Here is a 23432-nt window from a genome sequence, read left to right as displayed (position 1 = left end):
CGGCGGTGCCGGCGGTGCGAGCGGCGGCCATGGCGCCACCGGCGGCTGGCTGTACGGCAACGGCGGCTCGGGCGGCAACGCCGCGGCCGGTGGACTCAGCGGTGGGGCCGGCGCTGTCGCTGGGGCGGGCGGTGCCGGAGGGATCGGCGGCAATGCACAATTGATCGGCGACGGCGGCAACGGGGGCAACGGCGGCGCGGGCACACCCGTCGGGAAGGGCGGCGCGGGCGGATCTAGAGGGCTGTTGTTCGGCCTGGCCGGAACGAACGGGACGCCTTAGTCACAGCTTGCGCAATCGGAGCCGGTTGATGGAGTGATCGGCGTCTTTGCGCAGCACCAGGGTTGCCCTGGGCCGGGTCGGGAGGATGTTCTCCACCAGATTCGGCCGGTTGATCGACCGCCAGATCTCCTTCGCGGCGACCACGGCCTGCGGGTCCGACAGCGCCGAATAGTGGTGGAAGTGTGACTCCGGGTTGGCGAACGCGGTGCTGCGCATCGCCAGGAACCGCGAGACATACCACTGCTCGATGTCCTCGATCCGGGCGTCTACATACAACGAGAAGTCGAACAGGTCCGACACCATCAGCGTCGGCCCGGTCTGCAGCACGTTGAGGCCTTCCAGAATCAGGATGTCCGGGTGACGGACGACGTGCTTGGCGCCCGGAATGATGTCGTAACGCAAATGTGAATACACCGGCGCGCACGCGTATTCCGAACCCGATTTGATCGACGTGACGAACCGCATCAGCGCTCGGCGGTTATAGCTTTCAGGAAACCCCTTGCGGTGCATCAGGTTTCGCCGATCGAGTTCGGCGTTGGGGTACAGGAAACCGTCCGTGGTCACCAGGTCCACCCGGGGATGGTGATCCCAGCGCGCCAGTAGCGCCTGCAGCACACGCGCGGTGGTGGATTTGCCGACCGCCACGCTGCCGGCTACCCCGATGATGAACGGCACCGGCCGGTCCGGATTCTGCTGTGGCTCACCGAGGAATTCCGCGGTGGCGGCGAACAACCGTTGCCGGGCGGCGACCTGCAGGTGAATGAGCCGGGCCAGCGGCAGATACACCTCCTCGACCTCCAAGAGGTCGATTTGCTCGCCGAGACCACGAAGCCCAATTAGCTCCTCTTCAGTGAGGGCCAACGGCGTCGCCATACGCAGCGCACGCCATTGCTTCCGGTCGAACTCCACATAAGGGCTCGGCTCGCTCGGCCGTGGCATTGTGTCAGTCTTGCAGGAACGCGAGCGGGCCTTAAACGGGGGCTGGCCAAAACGCGATTCCGCTGTGCAGCGGCACGCTCGATAGACTGACGCCCGTGACTGCTGCACCCGATGCCCGTGTTTCCGCCAGTGTGATGTCCGCCCCACTCGCCGAGGTCGATCCCGACATCGCCGAGCTGCTGGGCAAGGAACTCGGGCGTCAACGCGACACCCTCGAGATGATCGCGTCGGAGAATTTCGTGCCGCGCTCGGTGTTGCAGGCCCAGGGCAGCGTGCTGACGAACAAGTACGCCGAGGGCCTGCCGGGCCGGCGTTACTACGGCGGTTGCGAGTTCGTCGACGTGGTCGAGAACATCGCCCGGGACCGGGCCAAAGCGCTGTTCGGTGCCGACTTCGCCAATGTGCAGCCACACTCGGGAGCTCAGGCCAATGCCGCGGTCCTGCACGCGCTGATGTCGCCCGGCGAGCGTCTGCTGGGTCTGGATCTGGCCAACGGCGGCCACCTTACGCACGGCATGCGGTTGAACTTCTCCGGGAAGCTCTACGAGAACGGCTTCTACGGCGTGGATCCGACGACGCATCTGGTGGACATGGACGTGGTGCGGGCCCAAGCGCTCGAGTTCCGTCCGCAGGTGATCATCGCCGGCTGGTCGGCATACCCACGGGTCCTCGACTTCGCCGCGTTCCGCTCTATCGCCGACGAGGTCGGCGCCAAGCTGTGGGTCGACATGGCGCACTTTGCGGGCCTGGTGGCCGCGGGTCTGCACCCGTCGCCGGTGCCGCACGCCGATGTGGTGTCCACCACCATTCACAAGACCCTGGGCGGGGGCCGCTCCGGGATGATCGTGGGCAAGCAGGAGTACGCGAAGGCCATCAACTCGGCGGTGTTCCCCGGTCAGCAGGGCGGACCGCTGATGCACATCATCGCCGGCAAGGCCGTCGCGCTGAAGATCGCGGGCACGCCGGAATTCGCCGAGCGTCAGGAGCGCACGCTGTCCGGCGCCAAGATCCTTGCCGACCGGCTGCTGGCCGACGATGTGGCCAAGGCGGGGGTGTCGGTGGTCAGCGGCGGCACCGACGTGCACTTGGTGCTGGTCGACCTGCGCAACTCGCCCCTGGACGGCCAGGCCGCCGAGGATCTACTGCATGAGGTCGGGATCACCGTCAACCGCAACGCCGTGCCGAACGACCCCCGGCCGCCGATGGTCACCTCGGGACTGCGGATCGGCACGCCGGCCCTGGCCACACGTGGCTTCGGCGACGCGGAGTTCACCGAGGTGGCCGACATCATCGCAACCGCGCTTGCGGCCGGCAGTTCGGCCGATGTTTCGGGCCTTCGGGAGCGAGTGACGCGGCTGGCCACAGAGTTCCCGCTGTACGAGGGCCTCGAGGACTGGAGCCTGGTCGGCCGCTAGCTCGCTCCCGCAAACCCCGCGCAATCGCAACGCGACACGCATACGCGGATTTGAGAGAACCTGTGTATGGGAGTTACAGTTACCGCATGGCACAGAAACCTGTCGCTAACGCGCTGACACTCGAATTAGAGCCCGTCGTCGAAGCGAACTGGGCGCGCCACCTGGCGACCGAGAACCTCTGGTTCGCTCACGATTACGTACCGTTCGACCGCGGCGAGAACTTTGCGTTCCTCGGCGGACACGACTGGGACCCGTCCCAGGCCACGCTGCCCCGCCCGATCACCGACGCCTGCGAGATACTGCTGCTCCTCAAGGACAACCTGGCGGCCCATCACCGCGAGTTCGTCGACCACTTCATCCTCGAGGACTACTGGGGCCGCTGGATCGGCCGCTGGACCGCCGAGGAGCACCTGCACGCAATCGCGCTGCGGGAGTACCTGGTGGTGACCCGCGAGGTCGACCCGGTCGAGAACGAGGAAGCCCGGGTCCAATACGTGATGAAGGGCTACCGCGCCGAGACCTACTCCCAGGTCGAGACCCTGGTGTACATGGCGCTCTCCGAGCGTTCCTACGGCACCTTCTGCCGCAATCTCGCGGCACGCATCGAAGAGCCGATCCTGGCCGGGCTGATCGACAAGATCGCCAAGGACGAAGCTCGGCACGAGGAGTTCTTCGCCAACCTGGTGGCCCACCTGCTGGGCTACACCCGCGACGAGACGATCGCGGCGATCGCTGCCCGCGCCGCCGACCTGGAGGTCCCCGGCTCCGACATCGAGGCCTACCGGGACAAGCTGGAGAACGTGGCGGCCGCCGGCATCTTCGACCAGGCGCAGCTGCAGCAGGCGATCTCCGAGCGAATCACCGCCTGGGGGCTGGCCGACGAACCCGCGCTCAAGCAATTCGTCACGGACTGAACCGGATTCAGCGTGTTTCGGCGCGCCTGCACTGCAGGGATGCGAGCACCGGAGTAGCGTCGCCGTTGATGGCCAGCGATTTATCCCGCTGCCAGGGCGGCACCCCCGGTTTCTGCACCGGTCACCATCTAGGCAGGACCGGCCCCGGTCCTGGTGCCGCGGCCCCCGCCGACACGCTCGCGTGGGTCCGCCCGGGCGTCATTCGCTCGAGGAGCGCCCCGTGACCGAAACCCGGACGTACGTGCTCGACACCTCCGTACTGCTGTCCGACCCCTGGGCCTGCAGTCGGTTCGCCGAGCACGAAGTGGTGGTTCCGCTGGTGGTAATCAGCGAATTGGAAGCCAAACGCCACCATCACGAGCTGGGCTGGTTCGCACGACAGGCGCTGCGGCTGTTCGATGACCTGCGCCTCGAGCACGGGCGGCTCGATCAGCCCATTCCGGTTGGTAGCCAGGGCGGTTCACTACATGTCGAGCTCAATCACACCGATCCCTCGGTGTTGCCGGCCGGATTCCGGACCGACAGCAACGACTCGCGGATCTTGAGCTGCGCCGCCAACCTCGCCGCCGAGGGCAAGCGAGTCACCTTGGTCAGCAAGGACATTCCGCTGCGGGTCAAGGCAGCCGCAGTCGGCCTGCCGGCCGACGAGTATCACGCGCAGGACGTCGTCGCCTCCGGCTGGTCGGGTATGCGCGAAATAGAGACCGCCGCCGAAGACATCGACGCACTGTTCGCCGACGGGGAGATCGACCTGGCCGAGGCCCGGAACCTCCCGTGCCACACGGGCATCCGGTTGCTCGGCGGCAGCTCACACGCACTGGGCCGGGTCACCCCCGCCAAGCGCGTCCAACTGGTCCGGGGCGACCGTGAGGTGTTCGGGTTGCGGGGCCGCTCCGCCGAGCAACGAGTGGCACTGGATTTGCTGCTCGACGAGTCGGTGGGCATCGTGTCGCTGGGTGGGAAGGCGGGTACCGGGAAGTCCGCGCTAGCGTTGTGCGCGGGCCTGGAAGCGGTGCTGGAGCGCCGCACACAGCGCAAGGTGGTCGTGTTCCGTCCGCTCTACGCCGTCGGCGGCCAGGAACTCGGATACCTGCCCGGCAGCGAGAGCGACAAGATGGGGCCGTGGGCGCAGGCGGTCTTCGACACCCTCGAAGGTCTGGCCAGTCCCGCCGTGCTGGACGAGGTGCTGTCCCGCGGCATGCTCGAGGTGTTGCCGCTGACCCACATCAGGGGCCGTTCGCTGCACGACTCGTTCGTCATCGTCGACGAAGCCCAGTCTTTGGAACGCAACGTGCTGCTCACGGTCCTATCCCGGCTGGGCACCGGGTCCCGGGTGGTGCTGACCCACGACATCGCGCAGCGTGACAATCTGCGGGTCGGCCGTCACGACGGGGTGGCCGCGGTGATCGAGAAGCTCAAGGGTCACCCATTGTTCGCCCACATCACGCTGCTGCGCAGCGAACGGTCGCCGATCGCCGCCCTGGTCACCGAGATGCTCGAGGAGATCACCGGGCCGCACTGAGCCCGTGGCGAGCAGACACAGAATCGCATCGCAGGTACCTCGCGAGTGCGATTCAGTGTCTGCTCGCGGGTAAACTTTCGCCGTGCCGAAACGACCCGACAACCAGGCCTGGCGCTATTGGCGCACGGTCTTCGGCGTCGTAGCGGCCGCGGCCGTCCTGGTCATCGGTGGCCTCACCGGCCATGTCACCCGCGCCGACAACCTCAACTGCTCGATGGTCAAGTGCGTCGCGCTCACCTTCGACGACGGGCCCAGCCCCTACACCGACCGCTTACTGCAGATCCTGAAGGGCAATGACGCCAGGGCCACGTTCTTCCTGATCGGGAACAAAGTGGCGGCCAACCCCGCGGGAGCCAGGCGGATCGCCGAAGCCGGGATGGAGGTCGGCAGTCACACCTGGGAACACCCCAACATGACGACGATCCCGCCCGCGGATATTGCGGCCCAGTTCGCCCGGGCCAACGACGCGATCGCCGCCGCGACGGGCCGCAAGCCCACGCTCTACCGTCCCGCCGGTGGGCTGTCCAATCCGGCGGTCCGCCAGACCGCTGCCACCTTCGGGCTGGCCGAAATCCTCTGGGATGTCATTCCTTTCGACTGGGCCAACGATTCCAACACCGCGGCTACCCGGCAGGTGTTGATGACCCAGATCAAGCCCGGATCGGTGGTGTTGTTCCACGACACCTATTCCAGCACCGTGGATCTGGTGTACCAGTTCATCCCGGTGCTCAAGGCCAACGGATACCGGCTGGTGACGGTCGGCGAGCTACTGGGCCCGCGGGCGCCCGGGAGCAGCTACGGCAGCCGGGAAAACGGGCCGCCCGCCAACGTGCTGCACGACATCCCGCCGGCTGACATCCCCGCCCTGCCGAACACTCCGTCGCCCAAGCCGATGCCGAACCTGCCGATCACCGACATTCCCGGCCAGAACTCCGGCGGGCCGAACAACGGTGCCTAGCGGCAAGACCGACGCACCGAAATCCGCCGTACGGCTGTCCATCCGGTACGGGACCGACCTGGCCCTGGCTTACATTCTCGCCGCCGTCGACGCGGTCGCCATCCTGATCCCGCTGCGGGGTCACACGGCCGCCGCGAACGCCGATTTCGCCGAGCACAACACGGGATTGGTGGCGCTGCTGATCCTGCTCGGCGTGGCGGGTGTCGCGGTGGGCGGACCGGTGATCCTGGCGCCGACGCTGCGGTGGTACGTCGCGGATCGGGAACCCACCGAGGCCGAGCGGGACGCCGCGATGAAACTCGGCAGTCGGCAGTCCGCGTTGCTCTCGGCCGTCTGGGTCACCTGTGGCGGGATTCTGATCCTGCTGAACCTCGGCGGCGGGTCGGCGCTGTTGTTCCCCATCGTCCTGGGTCTGGTGCTCGGCGGCGCCGCCGCCGCGGGCACCGGTTTGCTGCTGGCGCAGCGCACCATGCGTCCCATCCTGGCGGTTGCCACCCGGGGCCGTGAGCCACGCATGACGGTCCCGGGCGTGTTCGCCCGGATGGTGCTGTTGTGGTTCCTTTGCAGCGCCATACCTTTCGGGGTGATCGCCGCCTTCGTCGTGCTGCGGTCCTACGGCCTGCTCATCGACAAGTCGACGTCGCTGGACGCACCGGTGCTGGTGGTATCACTGGCGGCGCTGGTGCTGGGACTGCCGACCATGATCCTGACGTCGCGATCGATCTCCGATCCCGTCGGCGAGGTCGCCGACGCCATGGCCGAGGTGGAGCACGGTCACATGGGTACCTACGTCGGCGTCTACGAGCGCTCTCAAATCGGGCGTCTGCAAGCGGGATTCAACCGAATGGTCGCCGGGTTGGAGGAACGCGACCGCATCCGCGACCTGTTCGGCCGTCATGTCGGAACCGACGTCGCGCGCCGCGCCCTGGAAGAGGGCGCCTCGCTATCCGGCGACGTGGTCGAGGCCGCCGTCCTCTACATCGACCTGGTCGGTTCCACCCGGCTCGCGGAAAGCCTTCCGCCACAACAAGTCGCTCAAGTGCTCAACGACTTCTTCCGGATCGTCGTCGACACCGTCGACGACCATCAGGGCCTGATCAACAAATTCGAGGGTGACGCCGCGCTGGTGGTCTTCGGCGCGCCGCTGCGCACGAGTGACCCGGCATCCGCGGCGTTGGCCACGGCGCGGGCGCTGGCCGAAAGACTGCGTGAGCTGCCAGTGGACTTCGGCATCGGCGTATCGGCCGGACGGATGTTCGCCGGCAACATCGGTGCCGAAAACCGCTACGAGTACACCGTGATCGGCGATGCCGTCAACGAGGCGGCCCGCCTGGCCGATCTCGCCAAGACCTCCGAGCGGCGCGTCCTGTGTTCCGGTGCTGCACTGGACCGCGCCGACACCGGTGAATGCGAGCACTGGACCGCGAGCTATTCGACCGTCCTGCGCGGGCGTTCGGAGCCGACGCACGTGTCCGCACCGGTTCCTGCCTGAGCCGGGTTACTTCTTCGAAACCTTCAGCGCCCCAACCACGTTGTTCAGCGTGGCCGCCGAGGCCGCATCGCCGATGGCGACCGCACCCAAGAAGATGGTGACTGGCTTGGTGTCGACGGCGACGATCGTCACGGAGTCACCCTTCACCCCACGGGTGGTGTCGGCAATGGTGATTTCGGCATCCACCCGGGCGGCCTTGACCCCGTCGATCGTCAGCGACGACGTCTTCTTGGGGCCTAGCGTGGGCGACACCTGGTTGTAGCCGGGGCCGTTGGCGATGCAGTCCATCAACTTCGAGGCCTGGGCATTGACGTCCATGCTGGTCACGAAGTTCGTGATGGCTACCTCGAGCTGCATCATCCACTGGCTGGCGCCCGGCACCTCCTGGCCCAAACCGACCGCTTCGATCAGGTTCGGGTTCTGGTCGTCCACGAACGGCGACCATCCGGGTGCGGCGCTGGCCGGGAAGCTCAGCTTGCCCGCGCTGACCGTGTCACCGGTGGGCTTGTTGCCGCCCGACACGTTGGGTGTGCAGTCGGTTGCCGTCTGCATTGAGTTCTGCGGCTCAGACGTTGCAACGCTCGTGGTTTCCGACGGGTTGGCCGACGGCTTGTCCCCGCCGCTGTTGAGGTTCACCACCAGAATCACCACCAAAACGATGGCGCCGAGCACCGCGATGCCCGCGACGATCAGCCACGGCAGCTTGGAGTTGGACGGCGGCGGCCCGGGCGGGTACGGCCCGGGTTGCCACCCGGGCGGCGGAACCTGTTGTCCCGGTTGGCCGTACTGTTGATAGCCGGGCTGGGCGTAGGGATCGGTACCCGGCGGGTATTGTCCACCCGGCGGCGGGTAGGGGTACTGGCCGCTCTGCGGCTGACCGGGCGGTTGGCCGAGCGGTTGGCCGGGCGGTTGACCCTGCGGCTGGCCGCCCCAATAAGGCTGCTGGCCATACGGATTCGTTCCGTACGGATCCTGTCCGTAGGGACCGCCGGGGGGAACCGTCATTACTGAATACCCTCACTTTCGCCGACCGCCTCTGCTGAGGCGGTCATGCAGTAGCCCGCGAAATGCCTTACCCGGTCTAGTCGGTCGGTTCGACCTTGGCCATTGCCAACACATCCAGGCGCCGATCCAACTCCTCGATCGACAGTTTGTCGCCAATCAGACCGCGGTCGATCACGGTCTGGCGGATGGTCTTTCGTTCCTTGAGTGCCTGCTTGGCCACCGCGGCGGCCTCCTCGTAGCCGATCGCCGAGTTCAGCGGAGTGACGATCGACGGCGACGATTCGGCCAGTTCGCGCAGGCGCTCGACATTGGCCTGCAACCCGACGATGCAGCGTTCGGCGAACAGCCGCGAGACGTTGGTGAGCAGTTTGAACGACTCAAGGATGTTGCGGGCCATCATCGGGATGTAGACGTTGAGCTCGAAGGCACCGCTGGCACCGCCCCAGGCCACCGCGGCATCGTTGCCGATCACCTGGGCCGCGACCTGCGTAACCGCCTCCGGCAACACCGGATTCACCTTGCCCGGCATGATGGAGCTGCCCGGCTGTAGGTCCGGCAACTGAATCTCGGCCAAACCGGTCAACGGTCCCGAGCCCATCCAGCGGATGTCGTTGGCGATCTTGGTCAGCGACACCGCGATGGTGCGTAGCGCGCCCGACGCCTCGACCAATCCGTCGCGCGCCGCCTGCGCCTCGAAAGAGTTTGTCGCCGTGCGTAATTCGGGGATACCAGTGGATTCCACCAGCACCGACACCACCCGGACGCCGAAGTCTTCCGGGGCGTTCAACCCGGTGCCGACGGCGGTGCCGCCGATGGCCAGCTCGCCGAGCCGGGGCAGCGTCGCACGCACCCGCTCGATGCCGGCTTCGATCTGCCGAGCGTATCCGCTGAACTCCTGGCCGAGCGTGACCGGAACGGCGTCCATCAGGTGCGTGCGGCCCGACTTGACCACCGTCTGCCACTCAAGTGCCTTGGCCCCCAACGCATCCTGCAGCACCTGCAGCGCCGGGATCAGGTGGCTCACCGCGGCCTCGGTCGCGGCGATGTGGGTAGCGGTCGGGAAGGTGTCGTTGGACGACTGAGACATGTTGACGTCGTCGTTGGGGTGCACCTTCACCCCGTTGGCGGCCGCGATGCTGGCGATCACCTCGTTGGTGTTCATGTTCGAGCTGGTGCCCGAACCGGTCTGGAACACGTCGATCGGGAACTGGTCGTCATGCTTGCCGTCGGCGATCTCCGCGGCCGCCGCGATGATCGCGTCCGCCTTCTCCGGCGCCAGCAGCCCCAGGTCCTTGTTCACCTGCGCGCAGGCGCCCTTCAGCAGCCCCAGGGCGCGAATCTGTGCGCGCTCGAGAGGTCGACCGGAGATCGGAAAGTTCTCCACGGCTCGTTGGGTCTGGGCCCGCCACAACGCCTTCGCCGGCACCCGGACCTCGCCCATGGTGTCGTGCTCGATGCGGTATTCGGTGTCGTCGTCGCCGGCGTCAGCGGCCATGGTGCCTTCCTTGCTGGTTGTGGGGTCAGGGCAGGGGATAGGCGGCATTGGTGTCGCCGGTGAAGTCGATCGCCGAGTATTCGTTGAGTTTGGACAGCCGGTGGTAGGCCTCGATCATGCGCACGGTGCCCGACTTCGACCGCATCACGATCGACTGGGTGGTGCAGCCACCTGGTTGGTAGCGCACGCCCTTGAGCAGGTCCCCGTCGGTGACCCCGGTGGCACAGAAGAACACGTTGTCTCCGGACACCAGGTCCCGGGTGGTCAGGATCTGGTCCAGGTCATACCCGGCGTCCAGCGCCTTGCGGCGCTCGTCGTCGTCCTTCGGGGCCAGCTGGGCCTGAATCGCCCCGCCCATGCAGCGAATGGCAGCGGCCGCGATGATGCCCTCCGGGGTGCCGCCGATCCCGGCCAGCATGTCGGTGCCCGAGTGCGGCCGGCAGGCCGAGATTGCGCCGGCCACGTCGCCGTCGGTGATCAGCCGGATCCGGGCGCCGGTGTCGCGGACGTCGGCGATCAGCTGGGCGTGCCGCGGCCGGTCCAGGATGCACACGGTCATGTCCCGCGGCGAGAGCCCCTTGACCTTGGCCACCGCCCGAACGTTCTCGGCGATCGGCGCGGTGATATCCAGCACGTCCGCGGCCTCGGGCCCGACGGCGATCTTGTTCATGTAGAACACCGCGGACGGGTCGAACATCGCGCCGCGGTCCGCCACCGCCAGCACCGAGATCGCGTTGGGCATGCCCTTGCTCATCAGCGTGGTGCCGTCGATCGGGTCGACGGCGAAGTCACATTCCGGGCCGTCCCCGTTGCCGACCTCTTCGCCGTTGTAGAGCATCGGCGCTTCGTCCTTTTCACCCTCGCCGATCACCACGACGCCGCGCATCGACACCGAGTTGACGAGCTCGCGTATCGCATCGACGGCAGCCCCGTCGCCACCCTCCTTGTCGCCCCGGCCCACCCAGCGTCCCGCGGCCATGGCACCGGCCTCGGTGACGCGGACCAGCTCCATCGCCAGGTTGCGGTCGGGTGCTTCGCCCCGCGACTGGCGCGCGGGGGACGGGGCGGGGCTCGCAACGGCGCTTGGCGGCGAGCCGGATCCCTGTGCAGTCATGGTTGGTGATTCTCCCAGAAGCAGAACACCGGGCTGGAGCTGGGATACTCGGGGAGTGACCGCCGAGCCCCAGCCGACGCCCAAGCCGGCCAAGCCACGGCTGCTGCAGGACGGTCGCGATATGTTTTGGTCGCTGGCGCCCCTGGTGATCGGGTGCATCCTGCTGGCGGGCATGGTCGGAATGTGTTCGTTCCAACCGGGTGGTACGAACCGGGGCACCGTGCCCTCCTATGACGCGGCGGCGGCGCTGCGGGCCGACGCGGGGGCGCTGGGCTTCCCGATTCGGCTGCCGCAGCCGCCCCCCGGTTGGCAACCCAATTCGGGCAGCCGCGGCGGCATCGACGCCGGACGTACCGACGCATCGGCTGGACAGCGGCTGCACGCGGCCACCTCCACCGTCGGCTACATCAGTCCGACCGGGCTGTATCTGAGCGTCACCCAGAGCAACGCCGACGAAGACAAGCTGGTCGGTTCGATCCATCCCGGCATGTATCCGAGTGGGACCGTCGACGTGGACGGCACCAAGTGGGTCGTCTATCAGGGCGCCGACGACCGCGGACCCTTCGAGCCGGTGTGGACCACCCGGCTGGCGAGCCCGGCGGGCCCCACCCAGGTGGCGATCACGGGTGCCGGTACCCCCGACCAATTCCGTACGCTGGCTGCCGCGACCCAGTCGCAGCAGCCGCTACCGCCCCGTTAGCCGATCGATCGCCACACCAGAAGGGACGCCAGGTGACCGCACCCGAAGCTGATCTCTCCGGCTGGTCGGCCGCGCAGTTCAGCGCTGCCGGCTACACCCACGATGTCTACCGAAAGGGATCCGGCCCAGGAGTGGTGCTGATCCCCGAGATGCCCGGCATCCATCCGGGCGTCCTGGCACTGGGCAATCACCTGGTGGAAAACGGTTTCACCGTGGTGATTCCGTCCCTGTTCGGTGAACCGGGCCGGCCCGTCTCTGTCCCGTATGTCGTTGCCGGGATCGGCCGGGCATGCGTGTCCAGGGAATTCGCCGCGATGGCCACAGACAAGCAACGCCCGGTATCGGTGTATCTGCGTGCCTTGGCCCGTGACCTCAACGCGTCCACGCCGGGCAACGGCGTCGGCGTCATCGGCATGTGTTTCACCGGTGGCTTCGCGCTGGCCGCCGCCGTGGACGACAGCGTGCTGGCCCCGGTGCTCAGCCAACCCTCGGTGCCGTTTCCGCTGACCGCCAAGCAGCGCCGCGACCCGGGGATGAGCGAAGCCGAACTCGGGGTCGTCGCCGACCGCTGCGCCAACGACGGCCTTTGCGCGCTAGGACTGCGGTTCAGCGCCGACAAGATGGCGCCGGGCGAGCGGTTCACCACTCTCAAACAACGGCTCGGCGACGCGTTCGAGGTGATCGAGATCGATTCCGGCCCGGGCAACGAACACGGTTTCGCCCGCATGGCGCACTCGGTGCTGACCGACGAGGTGCGCGAGGTCGACGGCCATCCCGCCTACGAGGCACGCAAGCGCGTCGTCGAATTCCTCACTCAGCGGCTGACTTAGGCCACTTCGCCAGAGCTTTGCGTAACAAGCCGCGGCGGGGAGGTTTCTCCTCCACCGGCTTGAGTTCGACGCCCTTGTAGACCGCCAGGTAGACATCGATCGTAGTGACGATCAGGATCATCAACACCGGCCCGATGATGATGCCCCAGGGGCCGAACATCCGGATTCCCGCAAACACCGACAGCAGCATCAACGCCGAATTCAGCCGCGCGTCGCGCGGCACCAGGACCGGACGTAGGAAGTTGTCGATGTTGGTGACCACGATGAAGTGGAACAGCACCACGAAGATGCCACCGCCGATGTTGCCGAACAGCATCATGCCCACGCCGAACGGAATGGTCACGATGCCGCCGCCCAGCGGGATGATCGACAGCGCGGTCAGCACGATCGCGAAGATGAAGAAGCCGTGGTGGAAGCCGCCGAGATAGATGGACGCGGCGCCGGCCACGCCCTGGCAGAACGCGATGACGAACTGCCCGTTCACGGTGCCGCGCACCATGGAGCCCATCTTCTTCAGGTACAGGTCGGTGACCTCTTCGCCGAGCGGGTTGAGCTGGGCGATCAGCGTTCGCATCTTCTCCCGATGCACCAGCAGTGCGACGAATACGTACAGGAAGATGATGGCCGAGGTGATCGTGGTCGCGAGACTGCCGGCGGTGTTCTGCAAGACGTGTAGCAGCCATTGACCGGCGTTCTGAGCGGTCGACACTATCGCCTTGCGCAGCGTCTCCGCGCTGACCGTGAAATGTCCGAACGGCAGCCGCGCCAGCAACTCGTTGGTCAGCCGTAGTGTCTTGTCGCCCAGAGTGCTCAGATCGTTGGATTTCACCCAGCCGGCCACGGAGTCGACCATGCGGGCGATCTGCATGATCGCCAAGGTGACCAGCAAGGCCAGCGGCACGATCACGATGGCCATTGCCGAGAGCAGGGTGCAGGTGGCCGACAAGCCCGTGTTGAGACGCTTGTTGAACCAATTGAACAGCGGAGTGAACAGATAGGCGCCGACGGCGGCCACTACAATCAGCACGAAATAGTCGCGCAGAAAATAAGCGCCGAATACCACGGCAATGAGGGTGAAGATCGCCAGCGCTCGCTTTTGGGTAAACGTGAACTCGGTGTTCATGGAAGAACCGGGACCGCCCTCCGCGTCGATGTTGCGCGCTCCGTAACCCTAGCCCGCTCGCCCAGAAGGAAACGTATGACTGTCGTCGAGACGACCTATGGTCCCGTCCGGGGTTTCGACGACGGCCGCGTCACGGCGTGGAAGGGCATTCGATACGCGGCGGCACCCGTGGGCGACCTGCGGTTCCGGGCACCCGTGCCGCCCGAACGGTCCTCCGAAGTCTTCGACGCCAATAGCTTTGGGCCGGCCTGCCCGCAGCCGGTAGTTCCCAGGATGCCACTTGACCTCGGCGCCCCGCTGGGGGAGGACTGCCTGCGGCTCAACATCTGGGCACCCGCCGGCACTGAACCCGGCGCCGGCAAACCCGTGATGGTGTGGCTGCACGGGGGCGCCTACGTGCTGGGCTCCGGCAGCCAGCCGCTTTACGACGCCCGCGCGCTGGTCAGCAGCGGCGACGTCGTGGTGGTGACGCTCAACTACCGGCTGGGTGCGCTGGGTTTTCTGGACCTGTCGTCCTTCAGTAGCCGGCAGCGGCGGTTCGACACGAATATCGGGCTGCGCGACGTGCTGTTCGCGTTGGCGTGGGTGCGCGACAACATCGCAGCGTTCGGCGGCAATCCGGCCAACGTCACGTTATTCGGTGAGTCCGCGGGCGCCGGACTTGTCACGACGCTGCTGGCCAGTCCGGCGGCCGAGGGATTGTTCGTCCGTGCCATCGCGCAGAGCTCGCCGGCCACCTCGGTGTATGACCGGGACAGGGGACGACGGGTCGCACTGGCCGTTCTGGACAAACTGGGAATCGGTGAGTCCGAAGCTCAGCGGGTGACCGAGGTCCCGTCCGGGCGCCTGGTAGCCGCCACGCAGCAGGTGTTCGACGAGGTGCCGGTCCGAAATCCAGGGACCCTGGCCTTCGTCCCGATCGTCGACGGGGACCTGCTCGATGACCTCCCGGTCAAGCTGGCGCAGGAGGGTCGGTCTCTTCCCATCCCACTGATCATCGGGACCAACAAGCACGAGGCCGCGCTGTTCCGGTTGATGCGTTCGTCGTTGATGCCCATCACTCCGCGGGCAATCACGTCGATGTTCGACCAGATCACTGCCGAGCAGCCCGATTTGCAGCTGCCCTCCGTGGAGGAGATCGGCTCGGCGTACTCCGGCCGTCGAAAGGCCCGCACCGTCAGGATGGCCACCGATATCGGCTTCCGGATGCCCACGGTGTGGCTGGCCGACGGCCACAGCAGGGTGGCGCCGGTGCACATGTACCGATTCGACTACGCGACGCCGCTGTACAAGGTCTTGCTGGTGGGAGCCGCGCACGCCACCGAATTGCCCTACGTGTGGGGCAATCTCGGCGGGCCGCAGGACCTGACGCTGAAGCTCGGCGGGGCCAAGACCGCGACGGCCGTGTCCACCAGGATGCAGGCCCGGTGGATCAGTTTCGCCACCCACGGCAGCCCCGACAGTCTGCCCGGCGAGCCGAAATGGCCGTGCTATCGGGCGACCGATCGCGCCTGCCTGGTGATCGACAAACATGACGCGGTGCAGGACGTGGATGCTCGCATCCGTGGTGCCTGGGGCGACCAGTTGGTCAGCTTCCGTTAGCAGACAAGCTATTTCGAGCCGCTGGTGGCCTTGCCGGCGTCTGGCGCCTTCTTGCCCGCCCGTTTGGCCGCGTCGGCCTCGCTCTTCATCTGGTGGAACAGGTCGACGTAGTACGGAAGGCATTCCTTCAACGCCTGCTCGGTGGTGAACAGCGGCTCGTAGCCCAGGTCGCGGCGCGCCTTGGCGATCGAGAAGTAGTTGTCCAGATACAGCCGTTCGACGGCCAGCGGTTCCAGCAACGGCGCAGGGAATCCGAAGCGGAAGTGCAATCGCTGCCAACCGGTCATCACCCAGTGCACCGCCGGGCCGGAAACCCTTATCTTCGGCCACTTTTGGCCACACGCCTCCACCACCGGGCGGGCGAACTCGAACATGTTGATCGGCTCGGCGTCATTGATGAAATACGCCTGGCCGGGCGCGGTGCCACCGGGTACCAGGTGTTCACCGGCCAGGATGAAACCGTGAATCAGGTTGTGCACGTAGGAGTTATCCAGTTTTGCCGACTTGCGGCCGACCAGCACTTTGACGTGGCCCTTGATCACGCTCTCGAACAACTTACGGAACATCGTCTGGTCGCCGCTGCCCCAGATGCCGCTCGGCCGGATCGAGCAGGTCAGCATGCCGTCCACGCCGTTCTGCGACAGCACGTACTTCTCGGCCACCACTTTGGTCTCGGTGTAGAGATCGTTGAACCGATCGGTGTAGGGCATCGTCTCGTCGCCGTTGGCGATGTTCTGGCCGCCCATCACCACACTGTTGGATGCGGTGTACACGAAACGCTTGACGCCGGCTTTGCGCCCGGCCTCGACCAGGTTCTCGGTGCCGCCGACGTTGACCGAGAAGCTGCGCTGCCGGTATTCCTCGGTCACCGAGGCGCCGCCCATCAGCTCGATGATCGCGGCGGTATGAATGATCGTGTCGATGCCGGCGACGGCCGCCTCGCAGACGGCCTTATCGGTGATGTCGCCCTGCAGCACCTCGAGTTTGGGGTGCTGGGGCAGGGGCGACGGGGCGCGGTCGAAGGAACGGACCTGATGTCCCCGTTCCAGCAGCGTTCGCACCAGATTGGCGCCGACGAAGCCCGAACCTCCGGTCACCAGGACGCTGCCGAGTTCGGTTGTGAGAGATGCATCACCCATGCCGGGGAGCTTAACTGAAACGTGTTCCAATTCGGAATGAGAATGGACCGCTCAATTTTTCGGAATTCAGTTCTGCTCGGCCTCTCCGGCGGCCAGCGCATCGGTAATGCGTTGGCGGGCCCCAGCTAAGTGCTGTTCACACCGTTTGGCTAGCTGCTCGCCTCTTTCCCACAATTTCAGCGACGCGTCGAGATCGAGACCGCCCTGCTCCAGCAGGCGTACGACTTCAATTAGCTCGTCTCGGCAATCCTCATAACCGAGCGAACTAATGGGAGTAATGGAGCGGCCCTCGTCGTCAACCATCGGTACGTCCTTCACTTCTCGCGGTGATTGCGCCGTCGGCGACGCGTACCCGCAGCCGGGCGCCGTCCGGTGCGTCGTCGACCGAGCGCAGGACCTGCGTCGCCGCGTCGTCCTCGCCCAAGACCTGGACCACGGCGTACCCGCGGGCCAGCGTGGCCGCCGGGCCCAGGGTGGCCAGCCGGGCGCTCAGGTGGCCGATGCGCTCGGTCTCGGCCGTGACCATCCGGGTGATGTCACGGCGCATCGCCAGTCGGGCGCGGTGCACCTCGTCGGCGCGAGCGCTCACCATGCGCACCGGGTCGGCCAGCACCGGGCGGCTGCGCAGCTGCGCAAGGGCCCGCTCTTCGCGGGACACCCAATTGCGCAGCGCCCCGGCATTGCGTCGGCGCAAATCGTCGATCAGCCGTTGCTCGGCGGCGGTATCGGGGACCACCCGCTTGGCCGCGTCGGTGGGGGTGGCCGCCCGCAGGTCGGCGACCAGATCGCAGAGCGGATTGTCGGGTTCGTGCCCGACGGCGCTGATCACCGGCGTCCGGCAGGCCGAGATCGCCCGGCACAGCGTCTCGTCGGAGAACGCAAGCAGATCCTCCACACTGCCGCCGCCCCGGGCGATCACGATGACGTCGACCTCCGGGTCCCGGTCGAGGTCACCCAATGCCTCGACGAGCTGCGGGACGGCATTGACGCCCTGCACGGCGGCGTGCCGAATGGCGAACCGCACCGCGGGCCAACGGGCCGCGGCCACCGTCGTGACATCCCGCTCGGCATGGCTGGCCCGGCTGGTGATCAACCCAATCACGTTGGGCAGGAACGGAATCGGTCGCTTGAGCCGTTGGTCGAAGAGTCCCTCGGCGTCCAGCAGCCGACGCAGCCGTTCGATGCGGGCCAACAGTTCACCGACGCCGACGGCCCGAATCTCGCTGAGCCGCAACGAGAATGTGCCTCGCCCGGTGTAGAACGAGGGCTTGCCGCAGACCACCACCTGCGTCCCTTCGGTGAGTTTGACCGGCGCGTTCAGAACCAGGTCACGCGAGCAGGTCACCGTCAGCGACATGTCGGCCGCCGGGTCGCGCAGCACCATGAACACCGTGCCGGAATTCGGCCGCAGATTGATCTGAGCCAATTGGCCCTCGACCCACACGGTGCCCAGCTTGTCGATCCAGCCGGCTACCCGGATGGCCACCGCGCGGACCGGGAACGGGTTGTCCGCGGAATTCGAAGCGGGTTCTCGCTGTGAGGCGCGCGTCACTTGGCGGTCGCGCGGGTGATCCTGTTGGCGAGCAGCGTCTGGAACGGGGCACGGGCTTTGGTGGCCTGCTCATAAGCCAGCAGGGCCTCGAGTTCGGCGACATCCAGCGACTGCAGCCGGGCGCGCAGCTGCGCCAGGGTCAGCTGCGGGTAGTCGAGTTCGGTGGCCACGGCCGGGGTCGGGACGTTGGAGGTGGCCGTCGACTTGGGTTGCCGGGACGCCACTGGTTGGGTGGGGCGGTCGCCGGAGTCGCCGGTGTCGGACACCGAGTACAGCGCGAACCGGCCTTCGGCGCGGCGTTCACCGTCGCCCGCGTCCACCGGGATGTTGGAGAATCCGCCGGCGCCGCCGTCGATGACTTCCAGATCCTCGTCGAACGTCGCCCACTCGGGTTGTTCGTCCTTGGGCGGAAACAGCGATTCCAGCGTGGTGTCGCCCTTGATGACCAGTTCGGCCAGGTTTTGCTGGAAGCGCATCACCAGGTGGGCCGCCTGGCTGGCCAGGGTCATCGGGTACATCATGATCGTCCGCGGGAGCCGTATCGTCTCCTCGACGGCGACCGTCGCGGCGCCGACCAGCAGCCGAACCCCGTACGGTGCAGTAGCCATGCGTCCCAGCCTGCCTCACGCAGCGGCTAACGCCAAGCTGAGACCGGCGAAATGGCGCCCCCGTGTCCGCGGAACGTACCCTGAAGGGCATGGCGCCGACTATTGACATGGGGATTCCCGGCGCTTCGATATCGGTCAGCTCGGTATCCGGAGTGCAAAACCGCAAGCGGGTCCTGCTGGCTGAGCCGCGCGGCTACTGCGCGGGCGTGGACCGGGCGGTGGAAACGGTCGAGCGGGCGCTGGAAAAGCACGGGGCGCCCGTCTACGTGCGACACGAGATCGTGCACAACCGGCATGTGGTCGACACCCTGGCCGCCGCCGGCGCCGTCTTCGTGGAGGAAACCGACCAGGTGCCCGAGGGCGCGATCGTGGTTTTCTCGGCGCACGGCGTCGCGCCGACGGTGTATGCGGCCGCCGCGGAGCGCAACCTGAAGACCATCGACGCCACCTGTCCGCTGGTCACCAAGGTGCACAACGAGGCCAAGCGCTTCGCCCGGGACGATTACGACATTCTCCTGATCGGCCACCAGGGCCACGAGGAGGTCATCGGCACCGCCGGGGAAGCGCCCGACCACGTGCAGCTGGTCGACGGGGTCGAGGCCGTCGAACACGTCACGATCCGCGACGAGGACAAGGTCGTGTGGTTGTCGCAGACCACATTGTCGGTGGACGAGACCATGGAGATCGTCGAGCGGCTCCGCCAGCGCTTCCCTAAGCTGCAGGATCCGCCCAGCGACGACATCTGCTACGCGACCCAGAACCGCCAGGTGGCGGTCAAGGCGATGGCGCCCGAATGCGAGTTGGTGATCGTCGTCGGCTCGCGGAATTCGTCAAACTCGGTGCGACTGGTGGAGGTGGCCCTCGGTGCGGGGTCGCGGTCGGCGTACCTGGTGGACTGGGCCGACGACATCGACCCGGCCTGGCTGGACGGTGTGACGACGGTGGGTGTCACGTCCGGGGCGTCGGTCCCCGAGGTGCTGGTGCGCGGCGTGCTGGAACGGCTCGCCGAATATGGCTTCGACATGGTGCAACCGGTCACGACGGCCAACGAGACCCTGGTCTTCGCGCTGCCGCGGGAGATCCGGCCGGCGCGGTCGCGCGGCTGACGCTTCGCGGCGGTCAGTCCTCGTATTCCGGGTAGTCCCGGCGCGGCGTACGCGACCTGCTGCGCCGGCCGGGCTCGTCGCGGGGATCGTTTCGCGGCGGCTGGCCGCGGTAGCGAACCTGTGAGATCGGGTGGTGGGTGGAGTTGCCGTTGCTTGCCCCGTTGCCGGCGGCGCGGCGGCGGCGTGGTTCGTAGGGCGGTTCGTAAGGCTCGTACGGCTCGTAGCTGGGGCGGCGCTCGTGGCGGCTGCGACGCTCGGGACGTTCGGTGCGCTCGGGCGGCTCCGGACGGTCGTAGGTCTCGTAGGGGTTGAAACGGCGGCTGCGCGGCTCCGACCGCTCGTAGGACCGCTCGTAGTTGTTGCGGCGCGAGTGCGGCTCCCGACGCATCTCCCGGGGCGGCAGCGCGCCCAGGTCGGGGTCCTCGGGCGGACGGCGACGTCGCGGCCGCGGCGGGTCGGCTGAGTCGTAGTCGGCCGGCGGCACCGAACTTCGGCGGGTGCTGCGACGCGGCCGTTCAGCACCCGGCTCGTAGGTCTCGTCCGGTCGGGCATGCCGGTTGCGGCTGCGGGCCGGCCGCTGAGCCGATCGGCCGTTGCTGCGGGCGGTGCGACTGGACCGGGCGGTCCGGTCCCGGCCGTGCGCCGGCGCGGCTTCGGCGCCGTCGTCCGGCTCTCCGGTCAGCAGCTCAGTGAACTTCGCGACGACGCCCCTGAACCAGGACGGCTGCGGCGACGCCGGGGATTCCTGGGCTTTGCTCTCGCGGCTGGGAGAGTTCTTGCCGAAATACCACCGGATCATGCCGAGCAACAACACGCCCCCGGCGGTGCCCAGCATCAGCGGGAAGCGCTCAATCAGCGGATAGCCGCAATTGATCAGCAGGTCTTTGAATTTGTCGACCTTGCCGCCGTGGAACAGCCAGTAGGCGCCGGGCACGCTGCAGAACAGGATCAGCGGCGGCTGGATCACGGCGGTGAACACCGCCGCTTGCCGCACCGCCAGCACCGCCACCACGCATCCGGCGATATAGAAACCGGCGAAAACGTGGGTCAGTTCCTTTTGGCCGGCGTCAATCGCGTAGCCCACAGCCGTCGCTCCGACGGCGATGAGCACCGCCGCCCACCACGGCACACCTGGGATGTTGGGGACGATCGAGCGGTGACTTGGCTCCGCCGCCGCACTTTCCCGCTGCGCTGACACATGTTGACCGTACCGGCAATACGGCGAAAGCCCCGTATATGGCCGGGACAGTCGCGCTTGGCGTGCCCCTAGACTTGATATTCCGTGAGCCTAAGCCTGGGAATCGTGGGTCTGCCCAATGTCGGGAAGTCGACCCTGTTCAACGCCCTGACACGGAACAACGTGTTGGCGGCCAATTACCCGTTCGCAACGATCGAACCGAACGAGGGTGTGGTGTCGCTCCCCGATCCTCGGCTCGACAAGCTCGCGGAGCTGTTCGGATCGGCGCGCATCGTGCCCGCGCCGGTGACGTTCACCGATATCGCCGGCCTGGTGAAGGGGGCGTCGGAAGGGGCCGGGCTCGGGAACAAGTTCCTGGCGCATATCCGCGAATGCGACGCCATCTGCCAGGTGGTGCGGGTGTTCGCCGACGACGATGTGACCCACGTCGCCGGAGAGGTCGATCCCAAGTCCGACATCGAGGTGGTCGAGACCGAGCTGATCCTGGCCGACCTGCAAACCCTCGAGCGCGCCCTGCCCAGGCTGGAGAAAGAGGCCCGTACCCACAAGGACCGCAAACCGGTGCACGAGGCGGCCGTCGCCGCTCAACAGATCCTCGACAGCGGCAAGACACTGTTTGCCGCGGGGCCGCAAAGCGGAGTCGACGCCTCTGTGCTGCGCGAGCTCAACCTGCTGACCACCAAACCGTTCCTTTATGTCTTCAACGCCGACGAATCGGTCCTGACCGACGCCGCGCGAGTGGCCGAACTGCGCGAGCTCGTCGCCCCCGCGGATGCCGTTTTCCTGGATGCCGCAATCGAATCCGAGCTCGTCGAACTCGACGACGAATCGGCCGCTGAGCTGTTGGAGTCGATCGGGCAGACCGAGCGGGGCCTCGATGCGCTGGCGCGGGCGGGTTTTCACACCCTCAAGTTGCAGACTTACCTGACGGCGGGCCCGAAAGAGGCCCGGGCCTGGGTGATTCACCAGGGGGACACCGCACCCAAGGCCGCCGGTGTCATCCACACCGACTTCGAGAAGGGCTTCATCAAGGCCGAGATCGTGTCCTACGACGACCTGATCGCCGCCGGGTCGATGGCGGCGGCCAAGGCGGCCGGCAAGGTGCGGATGGAGGGCAAGGATTACGTGATGGCCGACGGGGATGTGGTCGAGTTTCGCCACGGGCAAGCGTCTACCTCGAAGAGCAAGGCCTGATCGACGGCCGACGCACAGTCGAAGCTCGGTCCCATCGGTGCGTTTTGGCCACTCGAGATGCACTGGCGCGATCCACCTACGAGGCGCTTGGTGTGGCCGTCCAGGTGCTTGTCGGCAACGTTGGGGGCGTTCAGTGACCGACGGCGACGTGGTCGAGTACCGCTTCGGATCAACATCTACGTCCAAGGCCAAGGCATAGACCACTTCCGGCTGGACAGGTGTCCAGCTATCGTCACCGTCACGTTGATGAGGACGGACAGGGGCAGAGGTGAGCAAGGTTCCAAGCCGGGAGGCTCGCTTAGCGCACGCATCCAAGCACGCCGAGCTGTGGAATGCGGGCAAAAAGGACGAGTGGGTGGCGTCATGGCGCACCATCTGTCCCGCGGAGGTTCGCATGTTCGACCCGGTCGGCACCGAGGAGAAACACGGGTTCGCAGCCGCCACGTCGGATGCCTTCGACATGTTTCAGTCGATCCTCAAGATCAAGATGATCACGGTTCAGGTCAACGGGAACGAGATGGCGTGGGTCTGTGAGAACCACTTCGGTAGGGAGCCGAATGTCCAAATGGCCTACAGCATTGAGACTTTCGCCTGGGACGACGAGGGAAACCTGCTCATCAAGACCTACTACCCGATGCCTGAATCGGTCGGCGCCGAGGCGGACCCTTACGCCCATCTGATAGAGGGGCAGCGGTAGTCCGCGCGAACGGCGACGTCGCCGAGTTCCGCTTCAATGTGTAGGCCCGGCATGAGCACGACGTAGGTAGGACGTCCCGAGGGATGTCGAGACGCTGCCGGCTGCCCGATCAGCATCCGGGCCGGAACCTCGGTGATCAAACTCCGGTGCTAGGGGCCGCCGTCGCCGCCGGTGCCGCCGGTGCTGGGGACGGTGGTGCTAAAGACGGCACCGCCGCCGCCCCCGCCGCCAATGTTGCCCGTGCCGCCGCCGCCGATCGTGCCCGCGCTGCCGCCGCCACCGCCAAATCCGCCGTCGTTGCCAGCGGTCCCGCCACTGCCGCCACCGCCGATACTGGTGCCACCACCGTCGCCGCCGGTGCCACCGGTGCCGCCCGTCTGACCGCCACCGCCACCGCCACCGCCACCGGCGAGGCCGAAGACATTCGAGCTGGTGCCATTGACCGTGCCACCAGCGCCGCCGGTCGCGCCACCGCCGCTGCCTGCAGCGCCGGTGCCGCCGCCGACCGTGTTGGTACTGTGCCCGGCGGCGCCGCGCCCCCACCGGCGC

At 66.9% G+C, this 23432-nt stretch carries 21 protein-coding genes and 2 pseudogenes; 12 read left to right on the top strand and 11 right to left on the bottom strand.

Annotation, left to right across the window (positions count from 1 at the left end; all coding sequences use genetic code 11):
• Window positions 1–280: pseudogene (locus tag BN972_RS29400) on the top strand (PE family protein); the annotation flags it as partial.
• Here BN972_RS29400 and coaA read toward each other — a convergent pair.
• Window positions 281–1219 carry a type I pantothenate kinase gene (gene coaA, locus BN972_RS27445; RefSeq protein WP_036366224.1) on the bottom strand — a complete coding sequence of 313 codons (939 nt, stop codon included), beginning with the start codon at window positions 1217–1219 and terminating at the stop codon, window positions 281–283.
• Between the two features lie 134 nt (window positions 1220–1353).
• Between coaA and glyA the strand changes: the two genes are divergently transcribed.
• From glyA to BN972_RS27420, 5 genes are all read left to right on the top strand, one after another.
• Window positions 1354–2634 carry a serine hydroxymethyltransferase gene (gene glyA, locus BN972_RS27440; protein WP_036366222.1) on the top strand — a complete coding sequence of 427 codons (1281 nt, stop codon included), beginning with the start codon at window positions 1354–1356 and terminating at the stop codon, window positions 2632–2634.
• Window positions 2635–2720: 86 nt separating this feature from the next.
• Window positions 2721–3548: an acyl-ACP desaturase gene (locus BN972_RS27435; protein ID WP_036366219.1), complete on the top strand. Its 828-nt coding sequence runs from the start codon at window positions 2721–2723 to the stop codon at window positions 3546–3548.
• 220 nt (window positions 3549–3768) lie between these two features.
• Window positions 3769–5070: a PhoH family protein gene (locus BN972_RS27430; RefSeq protein WP_036366216.1), complete on the top strand. Its 1302-nt coding sequence runs from the start codon at window positions 3769–3771 to the stop codon at window positions 5068–5070.
• Between the two features lie 82 nt (window positions 5071–5152).
• Window positions 5153–6028 (top strand): polysaccharide deacetylase family protein, encoded by an 876-nt coding sequence (locus BN972_RS27425; RefSeq protein WP_036366213.1) that lies wholly within the window; start codon window positions 5153–5155, stop codon window positions 6026–6028.
• A 58-nt stretch (window positions 6029–6086) separates the two neighbouring features.
• Window positions 6087–7520: an adenylate/guanylate cyclase domain-containing protein gene (locus tag BN972_RS27420; protein ID WP_036366292.1), complete on the top strand. Its 1434-nt coding sequence runs from the start codon at window positions 6087–6089 to the stop codon at window positions 7518–7520.
• A 6-nt stretch (window positions 7521–7526) separates the two neighbouring features.
• Here the strand turns inward: BN972_RS27420 and BN972_RS27415 are convergent, their stop codons facing one another.
• From BN972_RS27415 to glpX, 3 genes are all read right to left on the bottom strand, one after another.
• Complete coding sequence (locus BN972_RS27415) at window positions 7527–8525, bottom strand: hypothetical protein (protein WP_036366211.1); 999 nt, start codon at window positions 8523–8525, stop codon at window positions 7527–7529.
• Window positions 8526–8601: 76 nt separating this feature from the next.
• The gene (locus BN972_RS27410) at window positions 8602–10020 is read right to left on the bottom strand and encodes a class II fumarate hydratase (protein WP_036366289.1); all 1419 of its coding nucleotides are present in this window, start codon (window positions 10018–10020) and stop codon (window positions 8602–8604) included.
• A 25-nt stretch (window positions 10021–10045) separates the two neighbouring features.
• Window positions 10046–11134 carry a class II fructose-bisphosphatase gene (glpX, locus tag BN972_RS27405; protein WP_142277142.1) on the bottom strand — a complete coding sequence of 363 codons (1089 nt, stop codon included), beginning with the start codon at window positions 11132–11134 and terminating at the stop codon, window positions 10046–10048.
• Window positions 11135–11189: 55 nt separating this feature from the next.
• Here glpX and BN972_RS27400 point away from each other — a divergent pair, with 55 nt between their 5' ends.
• Both BN972_RS27400 and BN972_RS27395 read left to right on the top strand, forming a co-directional pair.
• Window positions 11190–11834: a DUF4245 domain-containing protein gene (locus BN972_RS27400; protein ID WP_036366205.1), complete on the top strand. Its 645-nt coding sequence runs from the start codon at window positions 11190–11192 to the stop codon at window positions 11832–11834.
• A 32-nt stretch (window positions 11835–11866) separates the two neighbouring features.
• Window positions 11867–12664, top strand: a complete 798-nt coding sequence (locus BN972_RS27395; protein ID WP_036366202.1) for a dienelactone hydrolase family protein — start codon at window positions 11867–11869, stop codon at window positions 12662–12664.
• Here the strand turns inward: BN972_RS27395 and BN972_RS27390 are convergent.
• Window positions 12645–13787, bottom strand: a complete 1143-nt coding sequence (locus BN972_RS27390) for an AI-2E family transporter (protein ID WP_036366199.1) — start codon at window positions 13785–13787, stop codon at window positions 12645–12647. The genes BN972_RS27395 and BN972_RS27390 overlap by 20 nt on opposite strands.
• Window positions 13788–13862: 75 nt before the next feature.
• On the opposite strand from BN972_RS27390, the gene BN972_RS27385 reads away from it, so the two are divergent.
• Window positions 13863–15389, top strand: coding sequence for a carboxylesterase/lipase family protein (locus BN972_RS27385; protein WP_036366195.1), 1527 nt, complete (start codon window positions 13863–13865; stop codon window positions 15387–15389).
• A gap of 8 nt (window positions 15390–15397) precedes the next feature.
• Here BN972_RS27385 and BN972_RS27380 read toward each other — a convergent pair whose 3' ends face one another.
• The 4 genes from BN972_RS27380 to BN972_RS27365 all read right to left on the bottom strand — a co-directional run bounded on the left by BN972_RS27380 (window position 15398) and on the right by BN972_RS27365 (window position 18688).
• Window positions 15398–16528, bottom strand: a complete 1131-nt coding sequence (locus BN972_RS27380) for a 3-beta-hydroxysteroid dehydrogenase (protein ID WP_051545855.1) — start codon at window positions 16526–16528, stop codon at window positions 15398–15400.
• Between the two features lie 66 nt (window positions 16529–16594).
• Window positions 16595–16831 (bottom strand): exodeoxyribonuclease VII small subunit, encoded by a 237-nt coding sequence (locus BN972_RS27375; RefSeq protein WP_036366192.1) that lies wholly within the window; start codon window positions 16829–16831, stop codon window positions 16595–16597.
• Window positions 16824–18080, bottom strand: coding sequence for an exodeoxyribonuclease VII large subunit (gene xseA / locus BN972_RS27370; RefSeq protein ID WP_036366189.1), 1257 nt, complete (start codon window positions 18078–18080; stop codon window positions 16824–16826). Before xseA ends, BN972_RS27375 begins: the two co-directional genes overlap by 8 nt.
• Window positions 18077–18688 carry a lipid droplet-associated protein gene (locus BN972_RS27365; protein ID WP_036366186.1) on the bottom strand — a complete coding sequence of 204 codons (612 nt, stop codon included), beginning with the start codon at window positions 18686–18688 and terminating at the stop codon, window positions 18077–18079. The genes xseA and BN972_RS27365 overlap by 4 nt, the downstream gene beginning before the upstream one ends.
• An 89-nt stretch (window positions 18689–18777) precedes the next feature.
• Here BN972_RS27365 and BN972_RS27360 point away from each other — a divergent pair, with 89 nt between their 5' ends.
• On the top strand, window positions 18778–19794 hold the full coding sequence (locus tag BN972_RS27360) for a 4-hydroxy-3-methylbut-2-enyl diphosphate reductase (protein WP_036366282.1): 1017 nt from the start codon (window positions 18778–18780) through the stop codon (window positions 19792–19794).
• A gap of 13 nt (window positions 19795–19807) precedes the next feature.
• On the opposite strand, the gene BN972_RS27355 is transcribed toward BN972_RS27360, so the two are convergent.
• Window positions 19808–20992 carry a DUF6542 domain-containing protein gene (locus BN972_RS27355; RefSeq protein WP_036366183.1) on the bottom strand — a complete coding sequence of 395 codons (1185 nt, stop codon included), beginning with the start codon at window positions 20990–20992 and terminating at the stop codon, window positions 19808–19810.
• Window positions 20993–21076: 84 nt separating this feature from the next.
• On the opposite strand from BN972_RS27355, the gene ychF reads away from it, so the two are divergent.
• The gene (ychF, locus tag BN972_RS27350; protein WP_036366180.1) at window positions 21077–22186 is read left to right on the top strand and encodes a redox-regulated ATPase YchF; all 1110 of its coding nucleotides are present in this window, start codon (window positions 21077–21079) and stop codon (window positions 22184–22186) included.
• Window positions 22187–22454: 268 nt separating this feature from the next.
• Window positions 22455–22883, top strand: a complete 429-nt coding sequence (locus BN972_RS27345) for a hypothetical protein (protein WP_036366176.1) — start codon at window positions 22455–22457, stop codon at window positions 22881–22883.
• A gap of 149 nt (window positions 22884–23032) precedes the next feature.
• On the opposite strand, the pseudogene BN972_RS29875 reads toward BN972_RS27345, so the two are convergent.
• Window positions 23033–23432, bottom strand: a pseudogene (locus BN972_RS29875) (PecA family PE domain-processing aspartic protease); the annotation flags it as partial.

Origin of the sequence: Mycobacterium asiaticum DSM 44297 (assembly GCF_000613245.1) — a bacterium.
GTDB lineage: Bacteria > Actinomycetota > Actinomycetes > Mycobacteriales > Mycobacteriaceae > Mycobacterium > Mycobacterium asiaticum.
This window is presented reverse-complemented; position numbering and strand designations above follow the sequence as displayed.